At 67.9% G+C, this 14,172-nt stretch carries 14 protein-coding genes and 1 pseudogene; 5 read left to right on the top strand and 10 right to left on the bottom strand.

Features of this window, described 5'->3' with window-relative positions; translation table 11 throughout:
* Nucleotides 1-200: 200 nt before the first annotated feature.
* Nucleotides 201-1,226 (bottom strand): AraC family transcriptional regulator, encoded by a 1,026-nt coding sequence (locus QZM15_RS33745; RefSeq protein ID WP_124657510.1) that lies wholly within the window; start codon nt 1,224-1,226, stop codon nt 201-203.
* Nucleotides 1,227-1,577: 351 nt separating this feature from the next.
* On the opposite strand from QZM15_RS33745, the gene QZM15_RS33740 reads away from it, so the two are divergent.
* The 5 genes from QZM15_RS33740 to QZM15_RS33720 all read left to right on the top strand — a co-directional run bounded on the left by QZM15_RS33740 (nt 1,578) and on the right by QZM15_RS33720 (nt 6,483).
* Nucleotides 1,578-2,825 carry a dienelactone hydrolase family protein gene (locus tag QZM15_RS33740; protein WP_302108018.1) on the top strand — a complete coding sequence of 416 codons (1,248 nt, stop codon included), beginning with the start codon at nt 1,578-1,580 and terminating at the stop codon, nt 2,823-2,825.
* A 40-nt stretch (nt 2,826-2,865) separates the two neighbouring features.
* Nucleotides 2,866-3,654: an SDR family oxidoreductase gene (locus QZM15_RS33735; RefSeq protein WP_059577664.1), complete on the top strand. Its 789-nt coding sequence runs from the start codon at nt 2,866-2,868 to the stop codon at nt 3,652-3,654.
* Between the two features lie 64 nt (nt 3,655-3,718).
* The gene (locus tag QZM15_RS33730) at nt 3,719-4,957 is read left to right on the top strand and encodes a styrene monooxygenase/indole monooxygenase family protein (protein WP_302108017.1); all 1,239 of its coding nucleotides are present in this window, start codon (nt 3,719-3,721) and stop codon (nt 4,955-4,957) included.
* A 5-nt stretch (nt 4,958-4,962) separates the two neighbouring features.
* Nucleotides 4,963-5,490: a flavin reductase family protein gene (locus tag QZM15_RS33725; RefSeq protein ID WP_302108016.1), complete on the top strand. Its 528-nt coding sequence runs from the start codon at nt 4,963-4,965 to the stop codon at nt 5,488-5,490.
* 36 nt (nt 5,491-5,526) lie between these two features.
* Complete coding sequence (locus tag QZM15_RS33720; protein WP_124657512.1) at nt 5,527-6,483, top strand: transporter; 957 nt, start codon at nt 5,527-5,529, stop codon at nt 6,481-6,483.
* A 267-nt stretch (nt 6,484-6,750) separates the two neighbouring features.
* Here QZM15_RS33720 and QZM15_RS33715 read toward each other — a convergent pair whose 3' ends face one another.
* The 9 genes and pseudogenes from QZM15_RS33715 to QZM15_RS33675 all read right to left on the bottom strand — a co-directional run.
* Nucleotides 6,751-7,725 (bottom strand): type II secretion system F family protein, encoded by a 975-nt coding sequence (locus QZM15_RS33715; RefSeq protein ID WP_060313788.1) that lies wholly within the window; start codon nt 7,723-7,725, stop codon nt 6,751-6,753.
* Nucleotides 7,726-7,761: 36 nt separating this feature from the next.
* Entirely contained in the window at nt 7,762-8,739 is a 978-nt protein-coding gene (locus tag QZM15_RS33710) for a type II secretion system F family protein (protein WP_059577655.1), read from the bottom strand.
* A 32-nt stretch (nt 8,740-8,771) separates the two neighbouring features.
* Entirely contained in the window at nt 8,772-10,139 is a 1,368-nt protein-coding gene (locus tag QZM15_RS33705) for a CpaF family protein (RefSeq protein ID WP_059577652.1), read from the bottom strand.
* A gap of 18 nt (nt 10,140-10,157) precedes the next feature.
* Nucleotides 10,158-11,366, bottom strand: coding sequence for an AAA family ATPase (locus tag QZM15_RS33700; protein ID WP_060010530.1), 1,209 nt, complete (start codon nt 11,364-11,366; stop codon nt 10,158-10,160).
* A 22-nt stretch (nt 11,367-11,388) separates the two neighbouring features.
* Nucleotides 11,389-11,832 (bottom strand): TadE/TadG family type IV pilus assembly protein, encoded by a 444-nt coding sequence (locus tag QZM15_RS33695; RefSeq protein ID WP_059577645.1) that lies wholly within the window; start codon nt 11,830-11,832, stop codon nt 11,389-11,391.
* On the bottom strand, nt 11,829-12,362 hold the full coding sequence (locus QZM15_RS33690; RefSeq protein ID WP_104012662.1) for a TadE/TadG family type IV pilus assembly protein: 534 nt from the start codon (nt 12,360-12,362) through the stop codon (nt 11,829-11,831). The genes QZM15_RS33695 and QZM15_RS33690 overlap by 4 nt, the downstream gene beginning before the upstream one ends.
* A gap of 13 nt (nt 12,363-12,375) precedes the next feature.
* On the bottom strand, nt 12,376-13,647 hold the full coding sequence (locus tag QZM15_RS33685) for a pilus assembly protein TadG-related protein (protein ID WP_302108015.1): 1,272 nt from the start codon (nt 13,645-13,647) through the stop codon (nt 12,376-12,378).
* 25 nt (nt 13,648-13,672) lie between these two features.
* A complete protein-coding gene (locus QZM15_RS33680; protein ID WP_059577636.1) occupies nt 13,673-13,969 on the bottom strand; it encodes a hypothetical protein in 297 nt (98 codons plus the stop codon).
* Nucleotides 13,970-13,989: 20 nt separating this feature from the next.
* Nucleotides 13,990-14,172: pseudogene (locus tag QZM15_RS33675) on the bottom strand (hypothetical protein); the annotation flags it as partial.

Below are 14,172 nucleotides of genomic sequence, written 5' to 3'. Positions count from 1 at the left end.
CAGAAGGGCCGATCGCTGCGTCATGCTCCTCGCGAATACGTCGAGTATTCGCTTCGTCGCAATCCTCGCGCTCGGCCCTTCTGGGGGCCAGCGCAAGCCCGTTATTAGCGTGAACACGCCCTAGGCGGCACGGCACGCGCCTCCGGACCATCGGCCGCACCGACCCGCGCGGCGGCGGGGCATCGTTCCCGCCGTTGCGTTCAACTCCGCCCGCGCCGCATCCTGAGCGTCGCCGACGGCGATTCGCCGAACGCCCGCTTGTACTCGATCGCGAACCGCCCGAGGTGCGCGAAGCCCCATTTCAGCGCGACGTCGGTGACCGACGCGAGCCCCGGCGTGTCGCCGGCCAGCAGTTCCTCGCGCACATGTTGCAGCCGCAACTGTCGCACGAAGCCCATCGGCGTGATCCCGTGGCGATGGCGAAAGCCGGCGAACAGCGTGCTCGGGCTGACGCCGGCGAGTTCGGCGAGCCGTTCGATCGTCAGCGGCTCGTCGAGATGCGCGCGAATGTATTCTTCCACGCGCCGCACGTAGAACGGCGCGAGCGCCGTCGGCACGTGTCGCGTGCCGTTGCGCGCGCTGTTCGGGTGGCCGTGCAGCAGCAGGTTGAGCAGCGTCGATTCGAGCTGCTCGAACGCGAGCGGATGACGCAGCGGATGCGCGTCCGTCGCGATCGCGCCGGCGAGCACCGGCAGCAATTGCGCGAGACAGGTACCCTGCGGCGACGCCAGGTCGAATTCCGGTTCGAATTCGACGCTCGCGCGCCGGTCGTCGCCGAAATGCCGCTGTGCGTGGCGCTCCATCACTTCCCGCTCGATGCGCAGGATGACCTGCGGGCACGCATCGCCCCAGCGCATCTTCAGCGGCAGCGTCGGCGAAAGCAGCGACGCGGTGCCCGGCGACGACACGAAGCGCGTCGCGCCGCATTCGATTTCGGCGTGGCCGCGCAGCGGAATCTGCAGCAGGAAGAAATGTTCGAGCGGCCCCGGCTCGATGCTGACGCCGCCGCCGTAATCGAGCAGGTTCAACGACAGGTTGCCCCAGCGCGCATGATGCATGCAGCTGTGCAGCGCGCGCGATTCGCCGGTCGGCGTGAGCCGGTGCGGCTTGAACACGTCGGCGACGCGCGCGCGCACCTCGTCGACGTCGTTCGACTCCAGCAGCAGCGTGTCGTGATTGAAACAGGCGGCGTCGGCCAGCCAGCCGGTTTCGGAAAATTGCGCCATCGAAGTTCTCCCGTCGTGCTCGATCGCACTCGCGCCGTGCACGCATTCCCGATCTCGGGGAATCCGTCGCACGATCCGGACAGCGCTCGCAGTATCCGGACAGTCCGTCCCGCGAAACACGCAAGTCCAGCCCAAGCCATGCAAGAAGCGGACCGTTCGCGCATCGTAGAAAACTGGGCGGGCTGTCCGCATCCGCACATACCCGCGGTCCGCCGAGGCCCGCCGGCCCGCCGCGGCCGCTGTCGCAGGTTTCCGGAATTCGCGGATAACGGCCGAAGAAAGCGGATAGAAGCGCGCATTTCGTCCGCCAATACTGGGCCCGTCACCGAAACCCACAGCATGGAGGGACACATGAACGGACGTCACATCGAGGTTCCATCGCCGGACGGCGGCGCGTTCCGCGCGTACCTGAGCACGCCGGCCGGCGGAACCGGGCCGGGCATCGTGCTCTGTCACGAAATTTTCGGCGCGAACGCGACGATGCGCGACGTGGCCGACTACTACGCCGAGGAAGGCTATACCGTGCTCGTGCCGGACCTGTTCTGGCGCCAGTCGCCGGGGATCGAGCTCGGTTACGCGGCGGCCGATTTCGAACGCGCGATGGCCCTTTATCGCGAATTCGACGAAAACAAGGGCGTGGAGGACATCGGCGCCGCGCTGGACATGCTCCGCCAGCGGCCGGAATGCACGGGCGAGGCCGGCGTGCTCGGCTACTGCCTCGGCGGCAAGCTCGCCTATCTCGCCGCGTGCCGGCTGCCGGGCGTGGCCGCGGCGGTCAGTTACTACGGCGTGGGCATCGAGCATGCGCTGGACGAAGCGGCGCACCTGCGCGGGCGGCTCGTATTGCAGATCGCCGCGCAGGACCGCTTCTGCCCGCCCGACGCGCAGCAGCGCATCGCGGATGCGCTGTCCGGCCGCGACGGCGTCGAAGTGTACGTCTACCCCGGCGTCGATCACGCGTTCGCCCGCGCCGGCGGCGATCATTTCGACAAGGCCGCCGCGGTCATGGCTCACCAGCGCGCGATCGCCGCGTTCCGCGCCGCGCTCGGCCCGCACTACGACCTGTCCGCGCTGTGGGAAACGCACCTGAAGCACGAGTTCGACACGCGCAACGTCGACGCGACGATGGCCACGATGGTCGCCCAGCCGTACGTCAACCATATTCCGACGCTGACGGGCGGCGTCGGCCACGACGAGCTCAAGCGCTTCTACACGCATCACTTCGTGCATGCGAACCCGCCCGACACGACGATCACGCCGATCTCGCGCACGATCGGCGCGAGCCAGATCGTCGACGAGCTGCTGTTCCGCTTCACGCACACCACCGAGATCGACTGGATGCTGCCGGGCGTCGCGCCGACCGGCAAGCGCGTCGAGATTCCGCTCGTCGCGATCGTCAAGTTTCGCGGCGACAAGCTCTATCACGAGCACATTTACTGGGATCAGGCGAGCGTGCTCGTGCAGATCGGCCTGCTCGACCCGTCCGGCCTGCCGGTCGCCGGCGTCGACACGGCCCGCAAGCTGCTCGACGAAACCGTGCCGTCCAACGGCCTGATGCGCCGCTGGCACGACAGCGCACCGTCGACGGAGGCGCGCTGACGCGGCCCCATCCTCACCCCACGATTCCCGGAGACACCCCATGAATGCCCTTGCTGGCAAAGTCGCGCTCGTCACCGGCGGCGCCACGCTGATCGGCGCCGCGGTCGCGCAGGACCTGAGCCGCGCCGGTGCGAGCGTCGCGATCCTCGATCTCGATGCGGACAACGGCGCACGCGTTGCCGCATCGCTCGGCGAACGGGCGCTGTTCCTCGCGCTCGACATCACCGACGACCGCGCGATCGAGCGCGCGATCGCGACGATCGTCGAACGGTTCGGCGCGATCGACGTGCTCGTCAACCTCGCGTGCAGCTACGTCGACAACGGCATCCACGCGACCCGCAACGACTGGCTCGCGGCGATGGACGTCAACGTCGTGTCGGCGGCGATGCTCGCGAAGGCCGTGCATCCGCACATGGCCCGGCGCGGCGGCGGCGCGATCGTCAACTTCAGCTCGATCTCCGCGCAGTGCGCGCAGACCGGCCGCTGGCTGTATCCGACCTCCAAGGCCGCGATCCGACAGCTCACGCGCAGCATGGCGATGGATCTCGCGCCCGATCGCATTCGCGTCAACTCGGTGTCGCCGGGCTGGACCTGGTCGCGCGTGATGGACGAGCTGACGCACGGCGACCGCGCGAAGACCGATCGCGTCGCCGCGCCGTTCCACCTGCTCGGCCGCGTCGGCGATCCGTCGGAAGTCGCGCAGGTCGTCACGTTCCTGTGCAGCGACGCCGCGAGCTTCGTGACGGGCGCCGACTACGCGGTGGACGGCGGCTATGCCGCGATGGGCCCCGAACAGGCGGTGCCGGCGATTCCGCGGCTCGCGGAGTGACCGCTTCGCGCCGCCCCTTCACGCAATCATTCCGGCCGCCACACGGCCAACCAAGGACACTCCCATGAGACGCATCGCTATCGTCGGCGCCGGCCAGTCCGGCCTGCAACTCGCCTTCGCCCTGCTCGACCAGGGTTACCACGTCACGCTCGCGACCAACCGCGACGCTGAGCAGATCCGCTCGGGCAAGGTCATGTCGAGCCAGTGCATGTTCCACACGTCGTTGCAGATCGAGCGCGATCTCGGCCTGAATACGTGGGAGGAAGCGTGCCCGTCCGTCGAAGGCATCGGCATCGCGGTGCCGCACCCGGACGGCAACGGCCGCAAGGTGATCGACTGGTCGTCGCGGCTGACCCGCTACGCGCAGTCGGTCGACCAGCGCGTGAAGATGGCCGACTGGCTCGACGGCGTCCGCCGCCGCGGCGCGGACGTGCGGATCGGCGACATCGGCGTGCCCGAACTCGAGGAACTCGCGCGCAGCCACGACCTCGTGCTGCTCGCGGCGGGCAAGGGCGACATCGTCAACCTGCTCGGCCGCGACGATGCGCGCAGCCCGTTCGACCGCCCCCAGCGCGCGCTGGCGCTCACCTACGTGAAAGGGATGACGCCGAGCGAGCCGTATTCGCGCGTGCGCTTCAACCTGCTGCCGGGCATCGGCGAGTACTTCGTGTTTCCCGCGCTGACCACCACCGGCCCGTGCGAAATCATGGTGTTCGAAGGCATCCCGGGCGGCCCGCTCGACTGCTGGGCCGACGTGAAGACGCCCGAGCAGCATCTGGACCGGAGCCTGTCGTTCCTGCAGCAGTACGTACCGTGGGAATTCGAGCGCTGCCGCGACGTCGAGCTTACCGATCCGAACGGCACGCTGGCCGGGCGCTTCGCGCCGACGGTACGCATGCCGTTCTTCCGGCTGCCGTCGGGCCGCACCGTGTTCGGGATGGCCGACGCGGTGGTGGTCAACGATCCGATCACCGGCCAGGGCTCGAACAACGCCGCGAAATGCGCGAACGCGTATTTCGCGGCGATCGTCGCGCGCGACGCCGCGCCGTTCGGCGAAGAGTGGATGCAGCAGACGTTCGAAAGCTACTGGGCCTATGCGCAGCATGTCGTGCGCTGGACCAACTCGCTGCTCACCCCGCCGCCGCCGCACATCCTCGAACTGCTCGGCGCGGCCGGCCAGTCGCCGTCGCTTGCCAAGGTGATCGTCGACGGCTTCGACGATCCGCGCCGGTTCTCGCCTTGGTGGTTCGAGCCGTCGGCGTGCGCGGCGCTGATCCGGCAACACAGCGTGCGAGCGGAGTAACCGTCATGGAAACGACCGTTACCGACCGTCCGGCCCTCGACCCGATGCAGTTGCGCGCCGCGTTCGGACAGTTCCCGACCGGCGTCACCGTGATCACCACGTGCGCGGCCGACGGGCGCAAGGTGGGGCTCACCGCGAATTCGTTCTCGTCGCTGTCGCTCGATCCGCCGCTCGTGCTGTGGAGCCTGCGCAAGGTCGCGCCGAGCCGCCCGGATTTCGTCGCGGCGACCCATTTCGCGATCAACATCCTCGCGCACGACCAGATCGACCTGTCGCGCCGCTTCGCGACGCCCAGCGCCGACAAGTTCGACGGCGTGCCGCACGCGGAGTCGGAAAGCGGCGGCGTGCCCTGCCTCGACGGCGCGAGCGCGCGCTTCGTGTGCCGCAACGTCGGCCACTACGAAGGCGGCGATCATTTGCTCTTCATCGGCGAGATCGAGCAATTCGACGCGTTCGGCAAGGCACCGCTCGTGTTCCATACCGGCCAGTATCGCGCGATCGCCGATCACCCCGATCTTTCACGCGCGCTTTGATTAGTACATACAAATAATATCCAGGAGGTGGTGAACATGAAATTCGGCTCTCGCCTGCTCGTCGCCGCAGGCTTCGCGCTCGTCGGTCTCGCCGGCCACGCGCCAGCCCATGCGGCCGACCTGCCGGCCGTCAACCTCGGCATGACGAGTTTCCTCGACGGCATGCCGCCGGCCGGCGCCGGCTGGTACGGCACGCAGTACCTGCAGTACTACACGGCTGGCCGCGTCAACGACAATGCGGGCAACAAGGTCGGGTTGCCGAAGCAGGACATCGACCTGTTCGCGGGCTTGAGCCAGCTCGTCTATCAGTCGCCGCTGACGTTCGCCGGCATGCATCCGGGCCTCGACGTGATCCTGCCGTGGATCGCGTCCGCGCGGACCGACGACGGCATCGGCAACGTCGCGCTGAATGCGCGCGCCGGCTTCGGCGATCTGCTGATCGGCCCGTTCGTCCAGTTCGACCCGGTGATGGGCGCGCAGGGCCCGCGCTTCGCGCAGCGCGTCGAATTCCAGTTCATCGTGCCGACCGGCGCGTACGATCCGTCGCGCGCGATCAATCCGGGCAGCCATTTCTGGTCGTTCGATCCGTACTGGGCGGCGACGCTGTGGGTCACGCCGAAATGGACCGTATCGTGGCGGCTGCACTATCTGTGGAACGCGACCAACCATCGGCCGGCCACGGCACTCGGGCCCGACGTGACGTCGACGCAGGCCGGCCAGGCGATCCACGTGAACTTCGCGACCGAGTACGAAGTGCGGCCCGGCCTGCGGCTGGGGCTCAACGGCTACTGGTTGCGCCAGACCACCGACATGAAGGCCAACGGGCAGGACGTGCCGGGCACACGGGAAGCGGTATTCGCGATCGGGCCGGGGGCGATGGTCAGCTTCTCGCCGCACGATCACCTGCTGTTCAACGCGTACTTCGAGACGTATGCGCGCAACCGGCCCCAGGGGACGCGGATGGTACTGCGCTACGTGCATCATTTTCAGTGACGCACCGCGCGCCGGCCGCCCCGATCCGGCGCACGCCGTGTCAAACGGTTAGCAGTAGGGGGCAGCCGTGAAGGCGGTGGACTACGGCTTGTTCCATGATCGACCATGGGTCGAGGATACATTGACGCCGCTATGGTCGATCTGTCTCGCGGCGCCGCCTGGGGAGGGAGCCTCCATGAAGCCTGTCGCAGTGCCGGCCGCCGATTGGCCCGGAGGCCGGCACACGTAGCCTTTATCGATGCGAACGCAGCCGCATCCGTGCATCGCTCATTGCGCGATGCCGACGAACGTGGGCAGCAGCACGCGATACACGTGAATCATCGCCGGGCCGAGCAGCACCACCATCAGCGCGGGGAAAATGCAGAAGATCAGCGGGAACAGCAGCTTCAGCGCGATCTTCGCCGCGCGTTCCTCCGCGCGCATCCGACGCCGCGTGCGCAGCATGTCCGACAGCACGCGCAGCGATTCGCTGATGCTCGTGCCGAACCGGTCCGCCTGGATCAGCATCGCGCAGAACGATTCGATGTCCTCCACGCCGGTGCGCAGCGCGAGATTGCGCAGCGCCGTTTCCTTCGTGAAGCCGGAGCGCATCTCGAGCAGCAGCAGATCGAGTTCGCTCGCGACCACCTCGCTGCGAAACCGCAGTTCCTCGCTCACCTTCATCAGTGCCGCGTCGAGCCCGAGCCCCGCTTCGACGCACACCGTCAGCAGGTCGAGCGCGTCCGGGAAATCCTCGAAGATCTTCTGCTGGCGCACCTTGACCCGCTGCGACAGCACGACGTTCGGGATGTAGTAACCGATGCCGGCGAGCGCGACGAGGATCAGCGACAGCAGCGCGCGCTCGTCGCCGAGCGACGTCGTGATCAGCACCAGCAGCGCCGCGCACGGCAGGCCGAGCGCGAGCACCGTCTTCGCGGTGAAATACAATGCGGCCGCGCTCTGGTTGCGCCAGCCGGCATTCATCAGCCGGATGCGCAGCGGCGAACTCTCCCAGCCTTCCTTCGGCACCGACAGCTTCGAGATCGGGGTGGACAGCTCGACCAGCTTCGCGACCCAGCGCGACGCCATGTCGTCGCCGTCGCCCGGGCCGGCGACGGCGCCCGCCCCGGCTCCGCCGGCCTGCTCGATCCGGCGCTGGATGCTGCGCGGCGCGAACAGCAGCATCGCGACGAGCACGCCGCCGGCCACGAAGATGAACAAGCCGCCCAGCATCACGGCCTGGACCACGCTCAGGTTTTGCATGACAACCTCGCAACGGTTCGTTATTCGGCGCGCGCGTCAGACGCGAATGCGCACGATTCGGCGGATCCAGAACAGGCCGAACAGCATCGACACCAGCATCGTGCCGACCATCCGGATGCCCGCGGGATCCTCCCAGAGCACGGACAGGAATTCGCGGTTCAGCAGCGCCATCACCGCCGCGGTGCCGAACGGCAAGAGCCCGAGAATCCACGCCGACAGCCGCCCTTCCGCCGACAGCACGCGCACCTTGTCGAACAGCTTGAAGCGCTCGCGGATCAGCCCGGCGATGCTGTCGAGCAGCTCGGCCAGGTTGCCGCCCGTCTCGCGCTGGATCAGCACCGCGATCACGAAGTAGCGCAGGTCCTGCACCGGCACGCGCGTCGCGAGGTTCATCAGCGCGTCGTGCAGCGACACGCCGTAGTTGACCTCGTCGAACGTGACGCGGAACTCGCCGCCCATCGGCTCGGAAAACTCGTCGCCGACCATCCCGAGCGTGCTCGTGAACGAATGACCGGAGCGCAGCGCGCGCGCGATCATGTCACAGATGTCCGGCAACTGCCGCTCGAGCTTGCGCATCCGTCGCGCGCGGCAGCGCAGCACGTACGCCATCGGCATCCAGCCGGCGACGAGCGCGATCGGCACCGCGGCCAGTTGCGGCAAGCGCGCGAAACTCGCCGCGAACCACGCGAACGCCGCGAACGTCGCGCTGAGCGTGATCAGCTTCGGCAGCGTCCAGTCGAGGCCCGACTGCTGGATCACGAGATCGAGCGCGTGCACGCGCGGCATGCGCAGCAGCAGCCGGTCGAACGATTTCGACTCGTCGAGCATCCGCTTCTTCAGGATCGACAGCCGCTCCTGCTGGACGTTGCCGCCGGCCGACATCGCGCGAATGCGCGATTCGATCCGGCGCGCGGCGGTGCCGTGCCGCGCGTTCCACCATTGATAGATGCCTTCGATCGACAGCACGACCGCGACGAAGGTAAGAATCACAAAACCGTAAAAGATCGCATTCATGAGGCCTCCCCGGCAGCACACGGCGCCTGTCGTCAGTCCGTTTCGTAACGCACGGACGGGTCGTACAGCGAATCCGGCAGGTTGATGCCGAACGCCTGCAGTCGCTCGACGAACTTCGGCCGCACGCCGGTCGCGCAGAAGTGGCCGCGCACCGAGCCGTCGCGGTCCACGCCCGTGCGCTTGAACGTGAAGATCTCCTGCATGTTGATGATGTCGCCTTCCATCCCGGTCAGCTCCTGGATGCTGACGATCTTGCGCTTGCCGTCGGTCAGCCGCGCCGCCTGCACGACCACCGAGATCGCCGACGCGATCTGCTGACGCATCGTCTTCGGCGGCAGCGTCAGGCCCGACACGCTGACCATGTTCTCGAGCCGCGTCAGCGCGTCGCGCGGCGTGTTCGCGTGGATCGTCGCGAGCGAGCCTTCGTGGCCCGTGTTCATCGCGTTGAGCATGTCGAGCGCTTCGGCGCCGCGCACTTCGCCGAGGATGATCCGGTCCGGGCGCATCCGCAGCGCGTTGCGCACCAGCGTGCGCTGCGTGATCTCGCCCTTGCCCTCGATGTTCGGCGGACGCGTTTCGAGCCGCAGCACGTGCGGCTGCTGCAGTTGCAGCTCGGCCGCGTCCTCGATCGTCACGATCCGCTCGTTGCGCGGAATGAAGCCGGACAGGATGTTGAGCAGCGTCGTCTTGCCGCTGCCCGTGCCGCCCGACACCAGCACGTTCACCTTCGCGCGCGACAGCGCGTCGAGCAGCTCGGCCATCGGCGGCGTCAGGCTGTGGAAGCGCACCAGGTCGTCCATCTTCAACGGGTTGACCGCGAAACGCCGGATCGACATCAGCGGCCCGTCGATCGCGGACGGCGGGATGATCGCGTTCACGCGCGAGCCGTCCGGCAGCCGCGCATCGACCATCGGGCTCGATTCGTCGATGCGGCGCCCCACGCGCGACACGATCTTCTCGATCACCTTCATCAGGTGCGCGTCGTCGTAGAACGTCACGTCGGTCAGTTCGAGCTGCCCGCACCGCTCGACGTAGACCTGCCGATAGGTGTTCACGAGGATGTCGGAGATGCCGGGGTCGCGCAGCAGCGCCTCGAGCGGGCCGAAGCCGAACATCTCGTCGTACACGTCGATCGCGAGCTGGCGCCGCTCGATGTCGTTCGCCGGCATCCGCTCCTCGTCGAGGATGCGCGCGATCAGCGAGCCGATCTCCATGCGGACCTGATCCTGATGCAGCCGCGACAGGCGCTCGAGCTCCACGCGCTCGAGCACGGCCAGGTGAATTTCGCGGCGCAGCTTCTGGTATGCGTCGCGCACCGACGAATGCGCCGGGCCGGCCGGCTCGCTGCCCGCCGCCAGCGGCTGGGCCCGGTGCAACGACATCTGTTCGCGCAATGACATGATGGTTCCCCGAAAGAATTACATCGACTTGAGCTTCGGCGTGGCCTTGCGACCGAACAGCCGGGACATCAACGGTTCGCTGTGCGTCGCGCCGCGTCCCGCGCGCACTCCGCCGTCGACGAGTTGCTTCGCGCAGCCCTGCAACGCACGCGCGACCGCCGAGCCGCGCGCGAGCCGCGACACCGGATGGCCCTGGTTGATCGCTTCGAGCACGGTGTCGGCGTCGTCGGGAATCGTGCAGGCCGCGTGCAGGCCGAGCACTTCCTCGAGCGCGGTGCGGGTGCGCTCGCTCGCGCGCGTCGTGCGGTTCACGATCAGCCGCATCTGGTCGGTCGAGTAGCCGAGCGACACGAGAATCTCCAGCAGCCGGCGGCCGGCGCGCACGTGCGGCATCGCGGGCTGCAGCACGATCTGGATCTGGTCGCTGCGATCGAGCGCGACCATCGACAGCGGGTTGATGGCGACGCCGACGTCGAAGATCACGAAGTCGTAGCGCGGCGCGGCGACGCCGAGTATCCATTCGAGCGCGTCCTCGCGCATCTCGGCAGCCTTGACCGGGTCGCCCGCGCCCGCGAGCACGTGGAAGTTGTCCGTCACGTGCGCGACGCTCGCGTCGAGAAACGCGCTGTCGAGCCGCTCGATCTGCGCGCACAGCTGCGGCAGCGTCGACGGCGGGGCTTCGTCGCTGACGAGGAACGCCGCGTCGGCGAACTGCTGGTTCAGGTCGATCAGCAGCACGCGGCGCTTGAAACCCTCGGCGATCTCGAACGCGACGTTGCCGGCCGCGAAGCTCGTGCCGGCCCCGCCCTTGCACGACAGGAACGACACGATGCGCGTGTCGTCGGTATCGCGCGGCGTGCTTTGCGCGGCCGCCCGGCCGAGTGCGTTGCCGAGCGCCTGCGGATCGAGCGGCCACTGCAGCACGTCGCGCGCGCCCGCCCGCATCGCATCGAGCAGCACGTGCGGCGAAGCGTCGGCCGTCACGAGGATGCAGGTCAGGCCCGCATGCGCGCGGCAGATGCGCTCGATCGCCGACAGCTCGGACGGCTCGAGCGACGTGCCGTCGATCAGCAGGATGTCGAACGCGTCGAGCCCGTCGGTGCGATGTTCGATCTGCGACGGACGGCCGGTGGCGCGCGTCGTGCGATAGCGTCCGCAGTCGGCCACGAGACGCGCGATCTGCGAAAGCCGCGCGGTATCGTCGGAAGCTACGAGGATGTTGATCATGTCGTGTGCCTCGTCTTTTCGATTAGTTGCAGGCGGAGCCGCCCGTCGCGGAATTCAGGCTTTCGCGCGGCAGCGTCGTCGTGAACGGCGGCATTTTCACCGTGACGTTCATGAACGGGATCATGGTCTTGACGGTGACGTTCGTGACGCTCACCGTCACGAACGAGCACGTGTTGATGTCGCAACTCGACGGCGTGTAGTTCACCGACACGTTCGCGTTCGACAGCAGCGGCAGCAGCGATCGCACACGCTTCACGACGCCCGCGGCGTTCACGTCGCACACCACCGCGGTGCGCGCGCCGAGGCGCACGGCCTCGCTCGCGGTATTCCAGTAGAACAGCACGCGGCCGAACTCGAAGATGCCGATCAGCAGCATGATCAGCACCGACGCGATCAGCGCGAATTCGACGATCGCGACGCCGCGCTGCGTGCGCCGGCGTGACAGCGGGAAATGGCGCGCATTCATGACACCTGCCTCATCACGGTGACGATGTTGCCGAAGGTGATCGACGGCAGCCCGGGGAACGCAGGGATCGGCTGGTAGTGGTAGCCCGAGATCTTCACTTCGACGACGTTGATCGCGCCCGTGGCCGTGCCGCTCGGCGCGTTGTTGTTCGAATCGTAGGTCGGCAGGTTCGCGAACTGCGACGGGTCCGACGCATCGCTGCAGCCGGTCGTGCGCTGTGCGTCGCAGATCGTGACCATCGACGTCGTGAGCCCGGGCACGAGCTCGGTGCCCGACGTGCCGCACGTCGTGCTGCCGTAGACGACGAGACACTGCGCCTGCGATACCGGATACGCGCTGTCGGTCGGCAGCCAGACCGACAGGTAGCGTGCCGCATCGCGCGTGGCCTTGGTCAGCGTCTCGTACTGGTAGATCGCGCGGCCGAATTCGGCCACGCCCGTCGCGAGCATGATCATCGGCATCAGCACGAGCGCGAACTCGACGGCGACGACGCCGCGGGTGCGCGAACGACGAATCGGCGGCTTCTTCATGATCGTCTCTCCGCTATTGAACGAGCATCGGCACCTGCGTGCCCGATGCGCTGCCGCTGCCGGGCAAGCCGTGCGTCGCGCACGGGTTGTTGCCCGACACCGACGAGCCGAGGTATTCGAGGTGCGCGACGACGGCGCCGCTGCCGGCGCTGAACGGGAGCGGATCGAGCATCAGCACGCAATCCCATTGCGTGACGTGCACCTTGCCGCTGGTGCCCTTCAGCGCCGAACAGTCGCCTTCCGGCGCGAGCGCGAGGCGGCGGTCGCTGCCGTAGGTCGCGTAGTTGCTCGCCGTCGCCGTGCCGTTGGTGGCGATGCCGCTGCCCGACGGTGGCGCGCCGTCGCCCTGGTAAGGCTTGAAGCTCGCGCGGTCGGCCACGAACTGCGTGTACGCGTCACCCTTGATGCCCGGCGTTCCCGGCGGCCCGTAGTTCGGGCCGACATACGCGTAGCCGGTGAAGTCGGGCTGGCCGCTCGAGCCGTTCGCGCCGTTCGTGTAGATGCCGAAGCGCGTATTCCATGCACGCTGCGACGCCGCCTTCATGCCCGTGGTGGCCAGATCGGGCGGGCTCGTGATGTTGCAGGTATTGCCCGACAGCTCGCTCGCGAGCGTCGTCTCGTTCGTCGAGCCGTCGAGCGCCGCCCAGCCGAAGTTGCCGGGCCCGTACGTGGACGACGACCCCGACGGCGACGAAATCCAGTCGCCGACCTTGTAAGCCGGGTCGGACGGGCCGCGGCACACGAACACCGGAATCGCGCAAGTCGTCTGCCCGCCGCCGACGGTCGCGATCGCGCTCGCCGACACTTCCGCCGCATTCGCGAGCTTCGTGCCCGGCAGCACGTTCAGCACCTCGATGAACCAGTGCGCGATGCTGCTCAGCGTCGCGGTGCACTGCACGTACTTGATGTTCGCCGGCGTCGCGACCGCGTCCTTGGTCAGGAACGGGTTGGTCAGCGAATCGCTGAACGTGACGTTCGCGTTCGTCGACATCTGCACCGACTTCTTCTGGAAAAACACGAAATTCAGATGGCCGGCGGCGATGCCGTCGGCTTCGGCCACCGACAGGCTGATCGCCGAGGTCAGGTCGCGCGCAGCCGACAGCGCGCAGGCATCGGCGCTGTTCTGCAGTTCGCTGCGCGTGACGTACAGCTTGCCGAGATCCAGCGCGAGCCCGACGAACCCGATCATCACCGCCAGCGAGAGGCCGACGATGATCGCGACGGCACCGCGCTGGCGATGCGGGCTGCGACGCGTGAGTTTCGGATAGCGGGCTGCGCGGTTCATGGCGTTCTCCCTGAGCGTGGTGTCGTTACTGCGTGGCCTTGCCGATGCCGATCACGAATGCGTTGGCGGGCGGCACGGCCTGCTTGAACGACTTGTCGTAGTTGTCGAGCGCGGCCGCGGCGGCGTTGCCGTCGACTCCCGATGCCGACGAAGGATGTTCGCCGGCATGCGGATCGATGATCTGGGCGTGCATCACGGTGCGGACCGAATCGCCGAAGCGGCTGTCCCACACGGGGGTCGACGACATGCAGCCGGCAAGCGCGAACGCGAGCGGGACGGCGAGCGCCGCGCGGCGCACGAATACGAGGTAGGCGGATTTCATGAGCTTCCCCTTGGATGGCTTCAACGATCGGTGGACTGCGGTTCCGCGCCGGCGCGCGCAATCTGCGCGTTGGGCGCCGCGGCGATCCGGTGCTTCGCGCGCACCGCCGGCTGGGCCGGCGAATCGGGGCCGGCTGCCGCGAGGCGCGCGGCGGCGGCTTCGATGCGCGCGACACGCGCCGCGGTGGCCGCATCGGGCTGCGG

The organism is Burkholderia sp. AU44665 (genome assembly GCF_030504405.1).
Lineage (GTDB): Bacteria > Pseudomonadota > Gammaproteobacteria > Burkholderiales > Burkholderiaceae > Burkholderia > Burkholderia semiarida.
The sequence above is the reverse complement of the archived record's forward strand: the minus strand, read 5'-3'. Positions and strand labels throughout refer to the sequence as shown.